Below are 17,036 nucleotides of genomic sequence, written 5' to 3' on the forward strand. Positions count from 1 at the left end.
ACTATCGTGGGCGTTACCGTGCCGCCTTGCCATGCGGCGGACGGACCATCCGTGGCGTCAGCCCAGCATCGAGGAGAACCATGAGCGCAGCGTCCACTCCGGCGGAAAGCACCGCCGTCAACACCGCAGACCTCTACGACGAGCGCGGCGACGAACTGGCCTCGGTATCGCTGCAGTTCCAGTCCCTCGGCGGGCGTTCACACTTCAGCGGCCCGGTCCGGACCATCCGCTGCTTCCAGGACAACGGCCTGGTGAAGTCCACCCTGGCAACCCCGGGCCACGGCAAGGTGCTGGTGGTGGACGGCGGCGGCTCCCTCGGGACGGCCTTGATGGGGGACATGATCGCCGAAAGCGCCGTGGCGAACGGCTGGGCCGGCGTCGTTATCAATGGAGCAATCCGGGACCGCGAGGCGATCGCCGGGCTGGACCTCGGCGTGAAGGCCCTCGGCAGCAACCCGAAGAAGAGCGCCAAGGCCAGCGCCGGCGAGGTTGATGTGGACGTGGTGATCGACGGCGTGACCATCCGGACCGGGGCCATGATCTGGTGCGACCCGGATGGAATCCTGGTGGAGCGCTAGCCCCGCAAGCAGAAATACCTGCTCCCCGGGAATAGGCCTGGGCGTAACATAGTTACTGAAAGCAACTATCCGCGCCTGACTTCTTCCTTCCCCTGGAGCACCCATGCCCAAACCCACTGCCGCGCGCGCCGCAGGAGAAACCCTGACCCCGCGCCAAATCGTCACCGTGATGGTGGGCCTGATGCTGGGCATGTTCCTGGCATCGCTGGACCAGACCATCGTGTCCACGTCCATCTACACCATCGCCAACGACCTGGACGGGCTCTCGCTCCAGGCCTGGGCCACCACCGCGTACCTCGTTACGTCCACTGTGAGCACCCCGCTGTACGGCAAGCTCAGCGACATCTTCGGCCGCCGCCCGCTGTACCTGACAGCCATCGTGATTTTCCTGGCGGGGTCCCTCTACGCAGGATCGGTCCACTCCATGACCGAACTGGCACTGGCGCGCGGCGTCCAGGGCCTCGGGGCCGGAGGCCTGCTGGCCCTCGCCCTGACCATCATCGGCGACATCGTCTCACTTAAGGACCGGGCCAAGTACCAGGGCTACTTCATGTCCGTGTTCGGCGTCTCCTCGGTGCTTGGCCCTGTGGTGGGCGGCGCTTTTGCCGGTTCCGCCAACATCCTGGGGTTCGAGGGCTGGCGCTGGGTGTTCTTTATCAACCTGCCCATCGGCTTGGCCGCATTGGCAGTGGTGTTCCTGTTCCTGCACCTGCCGGCGAAGCACGTAAAGCAGAAGATTGACTACTGGGGCGCAGCGGCCATCACCCTGGCGATCGTGCCGCTGTTGCTGGTGGCGGAGCAGGGGCGCAGCTGGGGCTGGGCGTCCCTTAACTCCTTCCTCTGCTATGGCCTGGGCGTGGTGGGCATTGTCTGGTTCCTGCTCGCCGAGAAGCGTGCCGGCGACTACGCGCTGATCCCGCTGCGGCTCTTCCGGAACGCGACCTTCGGCCTGTCATCGCTGCTGAACTTCATCATCGGCATCGGCATGTTCGGAGCCATCGCCATGCTCCCGATGTACCTGCAGCTGGTCAAGGGCCTCACGCCCACCGAGGCCGGCCTGATGATGATCACCTTCACCGTCGGCATCCTGACCGGCTCCATCACGGCCGGCCGCACCATTTCAGCCTCGGGCACCTACCGGATCTTCCCCATCATGGGCACGGCCGTCCTCACAGCCGCCGCCCTGGTGATGGGCCTGTCCCTGGGCGTGGACACCGGCCTGTGGGTTCCCGGGGTCATCGCGGTGTTCTTCGGCATGGGCCTTGGCTTCTGCATGCAGCCCCTCACCCTCGCCATGCAGGTGTCCGTGCCGCGCCGCGACATGGGCGTAGGCACTTCCTCTGCCGCGTTCTTCCGTTCCATGGGCGGTGCGGTGGGCACCGCTGTTTTCATCTCCATGCTGTTCAGCCTGGCGGCCACCCGGATCGCCGACACCATGAAGTCCGCGATGGGAAGCCCGGAGTACCAGGCAGTCCTGCAGGATCCCGCTGTGGCCGCAGACCCCGCCAATGCCAAGCTGTACGAATTCTTCCGGGACGGGGCGTCCAACGAGTCCCTCAATGACACCAGCTGGCTCCACACCGCAAACAGCACGCTGACCCGTCCCATCACGGAGGGCTTCGCCTACGCGATCGACACCGTAATGCTCACGGCGGCCGTGCTTACGGGCATCGCCTTCCTGATCAGCTTCGCGCTGCCCAACAAGAAGCTCACGGACTCCAAGGCAGCCCCGCAGGAGCCCGCCGCAGTTCACTGACCTGCCCGCCACCCGTGGTCAGCGGACGACGCCGGCACCTCCCGCCGTCGTCGTCTGCTGTTTCGGGGCAGGCAGGCTTCTGGTGCCCCGACTGGAACAGTCCGCGGTGCCGTGGAACACTGTGTAGCGCGTGTGCGCCGGCCAGGTGGCCGGTTCCGCAGCCGACGACGTCCGCACCGCATCCACCGAACCCCCAAACCAAGGGAGAGCCATGCCCACTGCACGGGAGCAGACAACCGCCCAGATACCGCGGCGGGTGATCTGGCTGGCGCTCGCAGGTGCGGTGGGCGGATTCCTGTTCGGCTTTGACTCGTCCGTGGTGAACGGCGCAGTGGATGCCATGAAGGACGAGTTCGCGCTGTCCGAGGCTGTTACAGGCTTCGCCGTGGCCATCGCCCTGCTGGGCTGTGCTGCCGGGGCGTACCTGGCCGGAAAGGTCGCAGACAGGTACGGACGAATCCCCGCCATGAAGCTGGGTGCGCTGCTCTTCCTCGTGAGCGCCCTCGGCACCGGGTTCGCCTTCAGCGTCTGGGACCTGATCTTCTGGCGCCTGGTGGGCGGGCTGGGCATCGGCCTTGCCTCGGTCATCGCCCCCGCCTACATTTCCGAAATTTCCCCGCGCAAGGTCCGCGGCCGCCTCGCATCGCTGCAGCAGCTCGCCATCACCACAGGCATTTTTGCGGCGCTGCTCTCGGACGCGCTGTTTGCCACCAGCGCCGGCGGCGCCGACCAGGCCTTCTGGCTGGGTATTGAGGCCTGGCGCTGGATGTTCCTGGCGGCCGCCCTGCCCGCAGTGGTCTACGGCTGGGTGGCGTACACCCTTCCGGAATCGCCGCGGTTCCTGGTGTTCCTGGGGAAGGAGGACGAAGCCCGCGAAGTCTTTGACTCGATTGCGCCGGCCGAGGACACCGACCGCCACATCCGGGAAATCCGGGAAGCCATCGAAGAGGACAAGCTGGCCGGCCAGAAAGGCTCGCTCCGCGGCAAGACCTTCGGACTGCAGGCGGTGGTCTGGGTGGGCATCATCCTGTCCGTGCTGCAGCAGTTCGTGGGCATCAACGTGATCTTCTACTACTCCACTACGCTGTGGAAGGCGGTGGGCTTCCAGGAAAAGGATTCACTCACCATCTCCGTGGCCACCTCCGTCACCAATATCCTGGTAACCCTCGTGGCCATCGCACTGGTGGACCGGATCGGCCGCCGGCCCATCCTGCTGGCGGGCTCGGTAGGTATGGCCGTGTCCCTGGCTGCCATGGCCCTGGCGTTCTCCTCGGCTGTTGGATCCGGCACCGAGATTTCCCTGCCCGGAGCCTGGGGCCCGGTGGCCCTGGTGGCTGCCAACGTGTTTGTGGTCAGCTTCGGCGCGTCCTGGGGCCCGCTGGTGTGGGTGCTTTTGGGCGAAATCTTCCCGTCGCGGATCCGTGCCCGTGCCCTTGGCCTTGCCGCCGCCGCGCAGTGGGTGGCGAACTTCGCCATCACGCTCAGCTTCCCGGTCATGGCCGCCGGTTCGCTCCCGCTGACCTACGCCATGTACGCATTGTTCGCGGCGGCGTCGTTCTTCTTTGTGATGTTCAAAGTGCCGGAAACTAACGGGATGTCCCTGGAGCAGGCGGAGACGCTGTTTGTGGCGAAAGGCTCGGCCAAGGGCTAGACGCTCTCTCACCTAACGGGGGTTTTCACGCAACGCTCTCTCACTTAACCGGGCCTTTCACCGAACGCTCCTTCACCTTTGATAGCTCAACGGCCGCCCCTCCCTCATGTTTTCTAGTGCGGGAGGGTTTGCTTTTCCCGGCCACGGCCACAGGGATCACCCGCTCTGAGGTGGCGAAGGCGGAAGGTGAACTGGTCCCCGTTAGTTGGACTGGCTAAATGGGATTCTAGGCTGCAAGGGTCTGGGCCCGGTATTGCGCCGGGCTCAGGCCCTTGAGCTTTGTGGAGATTCTTTTGTTGTTGTACCAGTGGATGTATTCCTCTATTGCAGCTGCCAGTGCATCGGTGTTGAGGAATCGGACGCGGTGGAAGAGTTCTTCCTTCAGGTGGCCGAAGAAGTTCTCCATGACGGCGTTGTCGTAGCAATTGCCCTTGCGGGACATGGATTGGACCCCGCCGGCGTTCTCGATGAGGGTGCGCCAGGAGGCATGGCGGTATTGGAAACCTTGGTCCGAGTGCACCAGCGGCTGCTGACCCGGCTGCAGGCAGGTCAGGGCCTCACGCAGTGAATCGTTGGTGAGCGCCAGGTTCGGGGACAAGCCCAGCGAGTAAGAAATGATCTGCCGGTCGAAGAGGTCCATGACCGGTGAGAGGTAAAGCTTCCGGTCACCGACGCGAAACTCCGTCACGTCGGTTACCCACTTCTGGTTCGGTGCATCAGCCTCGAATTCCCGCTTCAGCACGTTGGGCGCTACCGCGCCCTGGTCGCCCTGGTAGGAGTTGTAGCGCTTCCTGCGCCGGACCTTGCAGGCCAACCCGAGTGCCTGCATCAGCTTCAGCACGGTCTTCTTCGCGACCGTCCACCCTTGCTTGAGTAGCTCCGTATGGACCCGCCGATGCCCGTACCGGCCATGGTTCATTTCGAAGATCTCCGTGACCGCCGCTTTGAGCTTCTCTTTCGGATCGGGCCCATGGAGCCGGAGCTGGTGATAGAAGAACGTGGATCGGGCCAGCCCGGCGACGTCCAACAGGACACCAAGCGGATAGTCAGCCTTGAGGGCAACGACGGCCTGAACCTTTACCGTCGTCCCTGTTCCCTCAAGGCCCGCAGTTTTCCCAGGTACGCCACCTGGGCGCGCAGCCGCTCGTTCTCCCGCCGCAACCGCTCAAGCTCGGGCAGTTCCGCTGGCGGCAGGGCATCAGGTTTCCGCGGTCTGCCTTTGGGCTTTGGCCGCAACCCGTCCTCACCCTCCAGACGATACGCCCGGACCCACTTTTGCAGCAGCTCACGGGAGGCCAAACCAGCCTCCACTGCCAGATCCGGACCGGGCTCGCCCGCGAGGAACCGCTGCACCAAGGCCAGCTTGAACTCGAAAGAGTATGACTTCACCGGCCTGCTCACCAGCACTCCTTGCCCATGAATCCTCCACCGCCCATACAGTGCCCTGACCGGCACCCAAGGCGCATCCAGCAACCGAGCCACCGCCCGATACCCGATACCCCTCTCAAACAACGCTACAGCCGCCTCACGCTGCGCCTCAGATAATGAACTACTTGCACGCATAAAACTGCTCCCCGGAAGTCGGAACTGAATTTCTCAGTCCAACTTCCGGGGAGCAGTTCAAAGGTGAGAGAGCGTTGCGGGAAAACCCACGTCAAGTGAGAGAGCGTTGCCGGAAAGGCCACATCAAGTGAGAGAGCGTTGGGAAGAGTCAGGCGAAGTAGACGCCGATCCGGTTGCCGTCGATATCCTCGATGCGGATGTCGATGTCGTAGACGTCGCGGAGCATGGCCTGCTGCATGATCTGGCGGGGGCTGCCCTGGTGGACCAGCCGCCCGTCCTTCATGGCCAGGATGGTGTCCGAGTAGCAGGACGCGAAGTTGATGTCGTGGACCACCAGGACGATCGTTTTCCCGAACTCGTCAGCGAGCCGGCGCAGGAGCCGCATCATCTCCACCGAGTGCTTCATGTCCAGGTTGTTCAACGGCTCGTCGAGGAGCAGGTACCGGGTGTCCTGCGCCAGCACCATGGCAATGAAGGCCCGCTGGCGCTGGCCACCGGAGAGCTCATCCACGAATTTGTCGGCCATGGGTGTCAGGTCCAAGTTGGCGATGGCTTCCTCCACCTTGGCGAGGTCCTCCACCGTGGGCCGGCCGCCGGAGTGCGGAAACCGGCCAAACGCCACAAGGTCCCGAACCGTCAGCCGCATGGTGAGGTGGTTTTCCTGCCGCAGGATGGCCATGGTGCGCGCCAATTCCCGGCTGTCCGTGGCGGCGATATCCAGCCCGGCCACGGAGACAGTACCTGCCTCAAGCGGCTGCAGCCGGCTGATCAGCGAGAGCAGGGTGGATTTGCCGGCACCGTTGGGGCCGATGATCGAGGTAATGCCGCCCTCGGGGATCACGCAGCTGACGTCGTCGAGGACCGCCTGCCCGCCGTAGCTCTTGGAGACGTTCCGGACGTCGATCATGGCAGCGTTTCCATGGTTGCGGCGCCAGGACGGGGGCAGGTCATTTCAGGGAGCCTTTCAGGAGGAGGTAAAGGAACAGGATGCCGCCGGCGAATTCGATGACCACGCTCAGGGCGGTGCTGAAACCGAACACCTTTTCCAGGACCAGCTGCCCGCCCACCAGGGCGACAGCGCCGATCAGCACCACGATGGGCAACAGCCAGGCATGGCTGAAGCCGCGGCACAACTGATAACCCAGGCTCACCACCAGCAGCCCAAAGAACGTCACGGGCCCCACCAGCGCTGTGGACACCGCCACCAGCAGCGAGCACCCCAGAAGAACCCGCATCACCACTTTCCGATGGTCAACACCCACGTTGATGGCCACGTCGCGCCCCAGCGCCAGCACGTCCAGCGTGTGGCGCGCCCGCCAGACAACACCACAGACAACACCAACGATGACCGCGGACACGCCCAGCAGCGCTGGATCCACGTTGTTGAAACTGGCGAAAAACAGGTCCTGGAGGATGATGAATTCGCTCGGCTCCATCAGCCGCTGCAGCAGGGAGGACAGGCCGCGGAACAGGCTGCCCAGGATCACCCCCACCAGCAGGAGCAGGTGGAGGGAGCGGGTGGCGCCGGTGAACATCCAGCGGTACAGCAGCGCACTGAACACCACCATCAGCAGCACTTCAGCGCCGAACTGCAGCGTGGGCGGGGCGGCCACCACCGCGTTGGCCCCCAGCGTGAACGCCATCGCCGTCTGCACCAGGATGTACAGCGCATCGAAGCCCATGATGGAGGGCGTCAGGATCCGATTGGCCGTGACGGTCTGGAACAGGAGCGTGGAGACCCCTACGGCAACGGCCACCAGCAGCATCGCAGCCACCTTGATGGCTCGGCGCGGCAGGATGTAGCCGATGTTGCCTTTAAGTTCGAAGAACAGGAAAAGGCAGACGACGGCGGCAGCGGCCGTCAACAGGACCCCCACCACCAGGCGGGGCGAGGCATTACGGATGGCGGCTTTGAGCTTGTGCGCCGCCGCCGCGGCCTGCCCTTGCACAGCAGGCTTCTTGGCGGGTGGCAGCAGCGTTGTGGTCTCACGCATTGCGCTTCCTCAGGATCAGGCCGAGGAAGAGAATAGCGCCCAGCACGGACATCACCATTCCCACGGGGACCTCGTAGGGGTAGCGGATGGTCCGGCCGATGATGTCGCACACCAGCACGAAGGCGGCGCCGAACAGCGCGGTCCACGGCACGGCCCGGCGCAGGTTGTCGCCAAAGATGAGGGACACGATGTTGGGCACCACGAGTCCCAGGAAGGGGACGGCGCCCACTGTGGTGACCACCACCGCCGAGATCAACGAGACGATGACCAGTCCCAGCCGCATGGTCCGGCCGTAGTTGAGCCCCAGGTTGGTGGTGAAGTCCTGGCCCATTCCCGCCACGGTGAAACGGTCGGCGGCGAGGAGGCCCAGCAGCATCAGGACAGCGACGATCCAGAGCAGCTCGTACCGGCCCCGGAGGACCCCCGAGAAGTCGCCGATCATCCAGTTGCTGAGGGTCTGCAGCAGGTCATAACGGTAGGCGAAGAACGTGGTGACGGCAGCAATCACCCCGCCCAGCATGATTCCCACCAGCGGTATGAGCAGGGTGTTGCGGGCCGGGAGCCGCCGCAGGATGGCCAAAAAGAGCGCGGTTCCCAGCATGGCGAAGGTGCTGGCCACCAGCATCTTGGCCAGCACCGGGGCCTGCGGGGCGAAGACGGTGACCACCAGGATCCCCAGGGTGGCGGACTCCACCGTTCCCACCGTTGAGGGCTCCACGAAGCGGTTCCTGGCCATGAGCTGCATGATCAAACCGGCGACAGCCACCGCCATGCCGGCGAGCACCACGGCGAGGGTCCGTGGGACACGGGAAATCCAGAAAACCTCCACCGTGGCCGGTTCGCCCGAGAGGAGGGCCGGAAGTGCGACGTCGCTGACGCCCACGAACATGCTGGTGGCCGCAATGGCAAGGACGGCAACTGCGCCCGCAGCCAGGCCTGCATTATGGCGGGCCTGGCTGCGGGCTGCCGGCGCAAGCGGGCGCACGGCGGTGGCGGTCATGGAGCTTGGTGCTCAGTTGGGTGGCGTTAGGCCACGGACTCGGCGACGGCGTCCACCATTGCCTTGACGTTGTTCAGGCCGTAACCCACGACGTACCAGCCGGCGGGGTCAAGGTTGACTACCTTGTTGTTCTTGGCGGCATTCGTGGACTGGACGAGTTCGTTGTCCAGGATGGGGTTGGCAGCGGAAGCTTCACTACCCACCGCCGTGTCGCGGTTGATGACGTACAGGATGTCCGGGTTGGCCTGCTTGATGTATTCGAAGGAGATTGCCTCACCGTGGCTGCCGTCAACCTTGACGTCTGCTGCCGTGGGGACGCCCAGGACGTCATGGATGATGCCGAAGCGCGAGCCGGCGCCGTAAGCGGTCAACTCTCCGCCGGAGGTCAGGACGATCAAGCCCTTGCCGGCGTCGGCGGCCTTGGCCTTCGTGTCGGAGATGGTGGCGTCCACTGCGGCGAGCTTTTCTTCCACTTCCGCTGCCTTGTCGAAGATGGTTCCCAGCTTTTCGGTCTGCGCCTTGAAGCTCTCCATCGGCTGGGCAGCATCGATGGACAGATCGATGGTGGGGGCGATCTTGCTCAGTTCCTCATATGCTCCCGCGGTGCGGCCGGAGATGATGATGAGGTCCGGGTCGCCGGCGCTGACGGCCTCGAAGTCGGGCTCCTTCAGCGAACCGATCTTGCTGTACTTCGCGTCTGCGTACTTGCTAAGCGCCTCCGGGTAGGAGGCTTCCGGCACTCCTGCGGGCTCAACGCCCAGGGCATCCAGCGTGTCCAGGACACCGAGGTCGAACGTGAAAACCTTCTCCGGGTTCACAGGGATGTTGGCGGTGCTGCCCTGGGCGTGCTCCACGGTGATGCTGGCTGCCTGGTCAGCGGGAGTCGCCGTCGCGCTTCCTCCGCAAGCGGTGACGGTGAAAAGCGCCGCTCCCGCCGCAAGTGCCCCCAGGTAGCTTGACAGCCTCTTCTTCACGTTTTTCTCCGCTCGGGTAATACGTCACAACTTCGTTGCCTAATGACCCAGAGCCTATAAGTAAGGAAAGGCTAACTTCAAAACGGGAGTAGCAGTATTGGGTCATAAGTGGGAGAGATCACACAGCACGACGCCGGCACTTGGGTGAGTGCCGGCGTCGTGATTGCAGGAGGGTTGGCGAAATACCCGCAGGAAGTAAGAGAGCGTTTAGGCGGGGGCCTGGGCGAGCTCCGCCTGGCGTTCCTCCACCAGGGTGGAGACGGCGTCGAACAACGGGTGGGCGGGCTCCAGGCCTGTGATCCTCGCCGTGGCGTCGGCCGGGCTGGCCGAAGCGAGGATCCCGGCGAGCTCTGTTGCCTCGGTATCAGCGGGATCGTTGAAGCGCAGGGCAGCGGCAATGGCTCCCAGAAGTGCCTCAGGCACCACCCCGCGTTCAGCGAGTTCCGCAGCCGGGCCGATGAACCGCTCGTGCCGGCTCAGCTTCCGCAGCGGGGCACGCCCCACCCGGTTCACCGTGTCCGGCAGGTACGGGTTGGAGAACCGGACCAGGATCTTCTGGACGTACGCTTCCTGCTCATCGTTACTGAAACCGTGCTTGGAGACCAGGAGTTGCTTGGTCTCCTCCAGCACCGCCCGGACGTCCTCGGCAACGTCCTGGTCTGCCATGGCGTCAGAAATCTTCTCCAGGCCCGCCTCGAACCCGAAGTAGGCCGCCGACGCGTGCCCGGTGTTCACCGTGAACAGCTTCCGCTCGATATACGGCGAGAGGTCGTCCACAAACGTCGCACCCGGGATCTCGGGGGCGGCACCGGCAAAAGCCGTGCGGTCGATAACCCACTCGTAGAACGTCTCCACCGTGACATCCAAGCCCTGACCGGCTTCCTGGTTTGGCACAATTCGGTCTACTGCAGTGTTCGCGAACACCGCTTTGCCATCCAGCGCCCCGGCGGCGGCCCCCGGCTGGGAAGCCACTTCCTTGGCCAGGATGTCGGTGGCGTTGATGGCATTCTCACAGGCCATGACCTGCAGCGGAACCAGCTCTGCCCCCCTTGCAATGATGCCCCTGGCAATCACCGGCGCCACGAACTTCAGGATGTGCGGGCCCACCGCGGTGGTGACGATGTCCGCCGTCGCAATTTCTGCAACGAGCTCGGCCTCCTGCGTGGTGGAATTCAACGCGCGGAAGTTGTTCACCGTCCGCACCGCGGGGTTCTCCCCCACTTCGTGCACGGCATAGCTCTCCGCCTTGGCGAGCTGGGCGATGAGCTCCTCCGCCACGTCGGCGAACACCACCTCATAACCGGCGTTGTGCAGGAGCAGGCCCACAAAGCCGCGCCCGATGTTTCCGGCCCCGAAATGTACCGCCTTCACTATGCGTTGACCTTTCCGAAGAGCTCCAGGACCTCGTCCTCTGACGTGGCAGCCTCCAGCCGGGCCACCTGTTCCTTATTGGTGAAGACCTTTGCGATGGAGGACAGGATGTGCAGGTGTTCGTTGTTGATGCCGGCGACACCCACCACAAACTTGACCTGCTTGCCGTTCCAGTCGATGCCCTCCGGGTATCGGATCACTGACACCGCGGACTTCCGGATGTGGTCCTTGGCCGCGTTGGTGCCGTGCGGGATGGCCAGGAAGCTGCCCATGTAGGTGGACACCGACTGCTCCCGTTCGTGCATGGCCCTGACGTAGTCCTCGTCCACCGCGCCGCGGGCCAGCAGGAGGCGGCCGGCTTCGTCGATGGCGGCATCACGGGTGGTAGCTGTTCCGCGGAGCACTACGCTCTCCCGGGCCAGGATTTCGGACGTTCCCGTCCCTGTGGCTTCGATTTCGGAAGTTCCGACGGCGGTGCCGGCGGCTCCTCCAGCTGCAGCTCCAGCCGCCGCTCCCGTCGCAGGACCGGATGCGGACGCTCCGCCCGGCGTTCCCGCGCCGGCGTCGGGACCTTCCGTTGCTGAGGCGCCCTCCGTGTTGCTCTCCCTGACCAGTTCCACGATCTCGTCGTAGCGGGGGCTGCTCATGAAGTTGTCGACGGAATAGTGGATGGCGCTGGACGTGGCCGGCTTGGCGCGTTCGGTGAGGTCCTGGTGGGTGACCACAACGTCATAATCGTCGTTGAGGTTGGCGATGGAGGCGTTGGTGACCTTCACCTCCGGGAAGCCTGCCGCCTTGATCTTGTTCCGCAGCACCGAGGCTCCCATGGCACTGGAGCCCATGCCGGCGTCGCACGCGAACACAATGTTCCGCACCGGCCCGGCCATAACGGCCACTCCGCCTGCTCCGGCAGCGGCACCGGCGCCCGTCAGGGTGGAGGCCACGGAGCTCTTCTTGCCCTTCATCTGTTCCATCCGTGAGGTGGCGTCGTTGAGGTCCGTCTCGTCGCTGTGCTTGGTGGTCTTCATGATGATGGAGGCCACAAGGAAGGAGGCTGCCGTGGCCAGCAGGACCGCGAGGATCACTCCGATGTAGCTGTCCCGGGAGGTCTGGGCGAGCACGGCGAAAATAGAACCTGGGGCGGCCGGCGCCACCAGGCCGGAGTTGGTGATGGCCAGGGTGGCGATGCCGGTCATGCCGCCTGCGATGGCTGCAAGGATCAGCAGCGGGCGCATCAGCACGTACGGGAAGTAGATCTCGTGAATGCCGCCCAGGAAGTGGATGATGGCGGCACCGGGGGCGGAAGCCTTGGCGACGCCGCGACCGAAGAACATGTAGGCGAGCAGGATGCCCAGGCCGGGGCCGGGGTTGGCCTCAAGCAGGAACAGGATGGACTTGCCCTGTTCCAGGGACTGCTGGACGCCCAGCGGGGTGAGGACGCCGTGGTTGATGGCGTTGTTGAGGAAGAGGACCTTGGCCGGCTCGATGAAGATGCTGGTCAGCGGCAGCAGGCCGTTGTTGACCAGGAACTGGACCACGTTGCCGGCGCCCGCGCTGAAGGCAGAGACCACCGGAGCAATGGCATAGAAGCCCAGCATGGCCAGCAGGGCGCCCCAGATGCCCGCGGAGAAGTTGTTGACCAGCATCTCGAAGCCGGGGCGGATCTTTCCGTCCCAGATCGAGTCGATCTTCTTCATGGTCCAGCCGCCCAGGGGGCCCATGATCATGGCGCCGATGAACATGGGGATGCCGGCACCCACGATCACGCCCATGGTGCCGATGGCACCCACCACGCCGCCGCGGACGTCGTAGACCATCTTGCCGCCGGTGTAGCCGATCAGCAGCGGCAGCAGGTAGGTGATCATTGGTCCCACAAGCCCGGTGTTCGGGACACCGTTTGTCTCGCCGAAGCCACCCAGTTGGGGAACAGGCAGCCAGCCCTTCTCAATGAAGAGGGCTGTGATGAGGCCCCAGGCGATGAAGGCGCCGATGTTGGGCATAATCATTCCGGACAGGAACGTCCCGAACTTCTGGACGCCAACCCGCACGCTGGTGCGGGGTTTTGCAACTGTCTCTGTTGCCATGTGCTTTCCTAACCGTCATTCCCGCTGCTCCGCAGGATGGTCCGATACTTACGACGACGTACTGATGGAACTGTGGCCCTTTTCAGCCGGCCGGGCTGGTGGAGATGCGGTGAAGCCATTCGAGGAAGAGTTTGAGTTCCGAGCTGGAGAGCTGGTCTGAGTGCGAGGCCTGAAGCGCGGCGTTCAGGGCGATCGCTGCCACCACCACGGATGACTTTCCGGTGTCACCCGGGGCCGCGCCGCTGGCGGGCTCGGCTGACACCGCGAAAATCATGGCGTCCCGGGTCCTGGTGGACAATTCGAGGTTCCGGTCGGAGGCGGGCTCCGCGATCAGCATCAGCGTCACGCCCACGTTCGCGGCCAGGATGGACCTGGCAGCCTCCCTGGGCTGGACGTTCAGCTGGCCTGCCACCGCTGCCTTATTCAGCATCTCCTCCATCAGCGCCTCGGCATCGGCAACGATGGCGGGGCGGCTTTCAGGGCGGATATTGCCGAACATTACCAAGTACAGCTCCGGCTGGTTGAGCCCGAACTGCACGTGGTTGTCCCACATTCTCCGGATATCCTCGAGCGGCTGTCCGGAGGGGGCGAAATCCCTTTCGCCCGCAACATACTCTTCAAACCCTGCGGCGACGACGGCGTCGAACAACCCTTCCTTGTCACCGAAGTGGTGGTACAGCGTGGGAGCACTCACCCCTGCCAGCTGGGTGATCTGGCGGGTGGAAACAGGCGCTCCCGCTGAGTTTGCCAGCAGCTCAGCGGCTGCGCGCAGCAGCCGCATCTTGGGGGGAAGCTGGCCATCCAAACTCATAACCGCTACCCTAGCACCTATAGCAATGCTATATGAACTGAATCACATACAATTTTTTCAGGCACGTTTTCCGCCTCCGGACGTAGCAGTCTTCCGGCGGACCCGGCATGACGCCGGACAATATCGGCGGGCCTGGCAACCGGCAGAGAATGAGGACCTTCAGTGCAGAACTTCCCAGGAGTAGGCGTCAGTCCAGGCCGCGTTATCGGCACCGTCCGGCAGATGCCCAAACCCATCAGCGAGCCTCCCGCCGGCGAGCAACTGGCAGCAGGCACCACCGCCGAGGAAGCCACAGCAGCGTTGAAGGCGGCGGCCCAGGCCGTGCACGACGAACTCAAAGCGCGCGCGGCCCATGCCACCGGCGACGGTAAGGCCGTCCTGGAAGCCACAGCACTGATGGCCAAGGACACCATGCTGATCAAGGGTGCCGCCAAGCTGGTTGCACGCGGCACATCAGCCGAACGCGCCATCTGGGAATCCGGCTCCTCAGTCTCTGAAATGCTCCACAACCTGGGCGGCTACATGGCCGAGCGCGCCACCGACGTCCTGGACGTCCGCGCCCGCATCGTCGCCGCGCTTCGCGGGGTCGCCGCCCCCGGCATCCCGGCGTCGAGCACGCCCTTTGTCCTGGTGGCTGAAGACCTGGCTCCGGCCGACACCGCAACCCTGGACCCGAACAAGGTCCTGGCCCTGGTGACCTCAGGCGGCGGACCCCAGTCCCACACCGCCATCATTGCCCGTTCCCTCGGCCTTCCCGCCGTCGTCGCCGCTGTTGGTGTGGACGAACTCCCGGACGGCACGGAAGTGTATCTGGACGGTGCCGCCGGCGCGGTCACCTCCGAGCCGGACGAATCACTGCGCGCCGCAGCGGAGGCATGGGCGGCCACGGCTTCGTTGCTGGCCGAGTTCAGCGGCACGGGCTCGACGGCGGACGGTCACCTCGTGCCGCTGCTCGCCAACGTCGGCGGCGGCAAGGACGCCGAGGCGGCCGCCAAGCTTGGCGCCCAGGGCGTGGGCCTGTTCCGCACTGAGTTCTGCTTCCTGGAGCGGGATACCGAGCCATCTGTCGAAGAGCAGGCGCTCGCCTACAAGAAGGTCTTTGATGCCTTCCCGGGCAAGAAAGTAGTCCTGCGCACGCTCGACGCCGGCGCCGACAAGCCGCTCCCCTTCCTCACCGACTCCACCGAACCCAATCCAGCCCTGGGTGTCCGCGGCTATCGCACCGACTTCACCACCCCGGGCGTCCTTGACCGCCAGCTGGAAGCCATCGCGCTGGCGGAAAAGCAGTCCGAAGCGGACGTGTGGGTCATGGCCCCGATGATCTCGACGGCGGAAGAGGCAGCGCGTTTTGCCTCCATGTGCGCAGATGCCGGCATCAAGACCCCCGGTGTGATGGTGGAGGTTCCTTCCGCTGCCCTCACTGCGGAAGCCATCCTCCGCGAAGTGGGTTTCGCGAGCCTTGGCACCAACGACCTCACCCAGTACGCCATGGCTGCCGACCGCCAGCTCGGCCCGCTCGCCAACCTCAACACCCCCTGGCAGCCGGCCGTCCTGCGCCTGGTGGGGCTGACGGTGGAGGGATCACGCGCCGAGGGCAGCAACAAGCCCGTGGGCGTCTGCGGTGAGGCCGCCGCGGACCCGGCGCTCGCCGTCGTACTGACCGGCCTGGGCGTGAGCACGCTGTCCATGACGGCCCGCTCCCTCGCCGCCGTCGCTGCGGTGCTGAAGACGGTGACACTCGAGGAAGCGCAGCAGCTCGCCAAGCTCGCCCTGTCCGCCCCCAGCGCCACCGAGGCGCGGGCTTGGGTGCGCGAAAAGCTGCCAGTTTTGGAGGAACTCGGGCTCTGAGGCTGCCGGCCCCCGCCCTGCCGGCGGGGGCCCGCTAGGCCGTTACGTCGAACCCGTTTACGGCCCGGACCCACCCGTTGATGGCCTGGGCCGCGATTTCCGGGGCAGTGTGCTGGAAGACGTGGCCCTGGCCCAGGATCTCTGCCATCGTTCCCTTCGGTGCCACCTCTGCAAGGTTCACGCACCAAGGCCGGCGGGCAATGGGGTCCTTGGTTCCGCGGAGCACCAGCACGGGCTGGTTTACAGCGGCCAGCCGTTCCTCCAAGGGGTATTCCATCATCACGGGCAGTTCGGTCAGGTACCAGCGCGGGCCCGCCCGGAAGTAGTCACTGAAGACGATCGCGTTGGACACCAGGGACTCGCTGAACATGGCGTCGCGCGTCAGTGCCATCGCCTGCCTGGCCACAGACTTGCGGCTGGTCTCCACCACCGGCCCCATCAGCACGGCACCGGCCACCCGTTCAGGTTCCTGCAGGGCCAGTTCCACTGCGAACTGGGCACCCATAGAGTGGCCTACCGGCACGTAATTGTGGACCCCGGCCTCCGTCAGGACGTCCCCTACGAACGCAGCGAACTCTTCAACCTGCAACTGGCGCCCGGGGTTTGACGCCTTGCCGAAGCCGGGCAGGTCGAAAGAGTAGACGTCCGCTGCTTTTGCCAGTTCCCCGTGAAGCCGGGCCAGGTACCGGTGGGAGACACCGATGCCGTGCAGCAGCGCATAGGTGGGCCGCGCTCCCATCTCCGCCGGTTGGACGGAGGCATAGAGCCTTCCCTGCAAACCGCCGGATGTGACGTCCCGGCCACCAGTTAATGCCATCAGCCGAGCATACCGCCGCCGCCCGTGGCTCACCGGCAGACCGGGACGCACCGGCGGGCCGGGGACACCGGCACTCCGGGTACCACCGGTAGGCTGGGCCCATGGCACTGATTGCTCCCAGGATGGCCGGCGCCCTTCCGCCCGAGGAAGCCGTAAAGCTCCAACAGGCCCTGGCCGGCAGCGACGACATCACCGTTTTTGTGGACGGCACCGTCCACCGCCTTCCACCCCTGGCGCGCGACGCCGTGGTTGACCTCCTGCAACGGTTCAGCCGCGGTGAGGCTGTGACCGTCAGCAGCGTCGAGGAAATGTTGACCACGTCCAAGGCTGCAGAGCTGGCGGGAATCTCGCACACCTACCTGCGCAACATGACCGACCGCGGCGAGATCCCTGTGGAATACCGCGGCAGCCACCGGCGGATTCCCCTGGCGGCCATCATGGCGTGGCTGGAGGGGCAGAAGAAGGACCGGCAGAAAAAGGCGGCTGCGGACCAGGGTCAAGGAGAACTGGTACCCGGGGACCAGGCTGACGGGGACCACGGCAAGGACACGTAGCTCCTGGCCCTGCCTGCTTCGGGGGCGGCTGCCTC

General features: G+C 65.0%; 15 protein-coding genes. 5 read left to right on the top strand and 10 right to left on the bottom strand.

All coding sequences use genetic code 11. The features are described from left to right. Positions 1 to 80 precede the first annotated feature (80 nt). The 3 genes from rraA (at position 81) to M1D32_RS19305 (ending at position 3,985) form a co-directional block, all read left to right on the top strand. Complete coding sequence (gene rraA, locus M1D32_RS19295; RefSeq protein ID WP_458780205.1) at positions 81 to 578, top strand: ribonuclease E activity regulator RraA; 498 nt, start codon at positions 81 to 83, stop codon at positions 576 to 578. A 103-nt stretch (positions 579 to 681) separates the two neighbouring features. After that, positions 682 to 2,334: an MDR family MFS transporter gene (locus tag M1D32_RS19300; protein ID WP_458780206.1), complete on the top strand. Its 1,653-nt coding sequence runs from the start codon at positions 682 to 684 to the stop codon at positions 2,332 to 2,334. A gap of 211 nt (positions 2,335 to 2,545) precedes the next feature. Then, complete coding sequence (locus M1D32_RS19305; protein ID WP_458780207.1) at positions 2,546 to 3,985, top strand: sugar porter family MFS transporter; 1,440 nt, start codon at positions 2,546 to 2,548, stop codon at positions 3,983 to 3,985. Between the two features lie 226 nt (positions 3,986 to 4,211). Here M1D32_RS19305 and M1D32_RS19310 read toward each other — a convergent pair whose 3' ends face one another. From M1D32_RS19310 to M1D32_RS19350, 9 genes are all read right to left on the bottom strand, one after another. Next, a complete protein-coding gene (locus M1D32_RS19310) occupies positions 4,212 to 5,012 on the bottom strand; it encodes an IS3 family transposase (protein WP_458780208.1) in 801 nt (266 codons plus the stop codon). A gap of 50 nt (positions 5,013 to 5,062) precedes the next feature. After that, entirely contained in the window at positions 5,063 to 5,386 is a 324-nt protein-coding gene (locus M1D32_RS19315; protein ID WP_458780209.1) for a helix-turn-helix domain-containing protein, read from the bottom strand. Between the two features lie 310 nt (positions 5,387 to 5,696). Beyond that, positions 5,697 to 6,455, bottom strand: a complete 759-nt coding sequence (locus M1D32_RS19320; protein WP_458780210.1) for an iron ABC transporter ATP-binding protein — start codon at positions 6,453 to 6,455, stop codon at positions 5,697 to 5,699. Positions 6,456 to 6,495: 40 nt separating this feature from the next. Next, positions 6,496 to 7,542: an iron chelate uptake ABC transporter family permease subunit gene (locus M1D32_RS19325; protein ID WP_458780211.1), complete on the bottom strand. Its 1,047-nt coding sequence runs from the start codon at positions 7,540 to 7,542 to the stop codon at positions 6,496 to 6,498. Beyond that, positions 7,535 to 8,542, bottom strand: a complete 1,008-nt coding sequence (locus tag M1D32_RS19330) for an ABC transporter permease (protein WP_458780212.1) — start codon at positions 8,540 to 8,542, stop codon at positions 7,535 to 7,537. Before M1D32_RS19330 ends, M1D32_RS19325 begins: the two co-directional genes overlap by 8 nt. 26 nt (positions 8,543 to 8,568) lie before the next feature. Then, positions 8,569 to 9,516: a siderophore ABC transporter substrate-binding protein gene (locus tag M1D32_RS19335; protein ID WP_458780213.1), complete on the bottom strand. Its 948-nt coding sequence runs from the start codon at positions 9,514 to 9,516 to the stop codon at positions 8,569 to 8,571. A gap of 207 nt (positions 9,517 to 9,723) precedes the next feature. Beyond that, positions 9,724 to 10,887 carry a mannitol-1-phosphate 5-dehydrogenase gene (locus M1D32_RS19340; protein ID WP_458780214.1) on the bottom strand — a complete coding sequence of 388 codons (1,164 nt, stop codon included), beginning with the start codon at positions 10,885 to 10,887 and terminating at the stop codon, positions 9,724 to 9,726. Next, positions 10,887 to 12,971 (bottom strand): PTS mannitol transporter subunit IICBA, encoded by a 2,085-nt coding sequence (locus tag M1D32_RS19345; protein WP_458780215.1) that lies wholly within the window; start codon positions 12,969 to 12,971, stop codon positions 10,887 to 10,889. Before M1D32_RS19345 ends, M1D32_RS19340 begins: the two co-directional genes overlap by 1 nt. Before the next feature lie 82 nt (positions 12,972 to 13,053). Further along, complete coding sequence (locus M1D32_RS19350) at positions 13,054 to 13,782, bottom strand: TetR/AcrR family transcriptional regulator (RefSeq protein WP_458780216.1); 729 nt, start codon at positions 13,780 to 13,782, stop codon at positions 13,054 to 13,056. A 162-nt stretch (positions 13,783 to 13,944) separates the two neighbouring features. On the opposite strand from M1D32_RS19350, the gene ptsP reads away from it, so the two are divergent. Next, positions 13,945 to 15,630, top strand: a complete 1,686-nt coding sequence (ptsP, locus tag M1D32_RS19355; RefSeq protein ID WP_458780217.1) for a phosphoenolpyruvate--protein phosphotransferase — start codon at positions 13,945 to 13,947, stop codon at positions 15,628 to 15,630. Between the two features lie 34 nt (positions 15,631 to 15,664). On the opposite strand, the gene M1D32_RS19360 is transcribed toward ptsP, so the two are convergent. Continuing rightward, on the bottom strand, positions 15,665 to 16,447 hold the full coding sequence (locus M1D32_RS19360) for an alpha/beta fold hydrolase (RefSeq protein ID WP_458780218.1): 783 nt from the start codon (positions 16,445 to 16,447) through the stop codon (positions 15,665 to 15,667). 101 nt (positions 16,448 to 16,548) lie between these two features. On the opposite strand from M1D32_RS19360, the gene M1D32_RS19365 reads away from it, so the two are divergent. Further along, positions 16,549 to 17,001 (top strand): helix-turn-helix domain-containing protein, encoded by a 453-nt coding sequence (locus M1D32_RS19365; RefSeq protein ID WP_458780219.1) that lies wholly within the window; start codon positions 16,549 to 16,551, stop codon positions 16,999 to 17,001. The last annotated feature ends 35 nt before the right edge of the window (positions 17,002 to 17,036 follow it).

The sequence above is a fragment of the Arthrobacter sp. D3-16 genome (genome assembly GCF_054408515.1).

Bases quoted from the DNA above. Each gene is read 5' to 3' on its own strand.
- rraA (WP_458780205.1), top strand. From the start codon at position 81: ATGAGCGCAGCGTCCACTCCGGCGGAAAGCACCGCCGTCAACACCGCA.
- M1D32_RS19305 (WP_458780207.1), top strand. From the start codon at position 2,546: ATGCCCACTGCACGGGAGCAGACAACCGCCCAGATACCGCGGCGGGTG.
- M1D32_RS19320 (WP_458780210.1), bottom strand. From the start codon at position 6,455: ATGATCGACGTCCGGAACGTCTCCAAGAGCTACGGCGGGCAGGCGGTC.
- M1D32_RS19360 (WP_458780218.1), bottom strand. From the start codon at position 16,447: ATGGCATTAACTGGTGGCCGGGACGTCACATCCGGCGGTTTGCAGGGA.
- M1D32_RS19345 (WP_458780215.1), bottom strand. From the start codon at position 12,971: ATGGCAACAGAGACAGTTGCAAAACCCCGCACCAGCGTGCGGGTTGGC.
- M1D32_RS19330 (WP_458780212.1), bottom strand. From the start codon at position 8,542: ATGACCGCCACCGCCGTGCGCCCGCTTGCGCCGGCAGCCCGCAGCCAG.
- M1D32_RS19325 (WP_458780211.1), bottom strand. From the start codon at position 7,542: ATGCGTGAGACCACAACGCTGCTGCCACCCGCCAAGAAGCCTGCTGTG.
- M1D32_RS19365 (WP_458780219.1), top strand. From the start codon at position 16,549: ATGGCACTGATTGCTCCCAGGATGGCCGGCGCCCTTCCGCCCGAGGAA.
- M1D32_RS19300 (WP_458780206.1), top strand. From the start codon at position 682: ATGCCCAAACCCACTGCCGCGCGCGCCGCAGGAGAAACCCTGACCCCG.
- M1D32_RS19350 (WP_458780216.1), bottom strand. From the start codon at position 13,782: ATGAGTTTGGATGGCCAGCTTCCCCCCAAGATGCGGCTGCTGCGCGCA.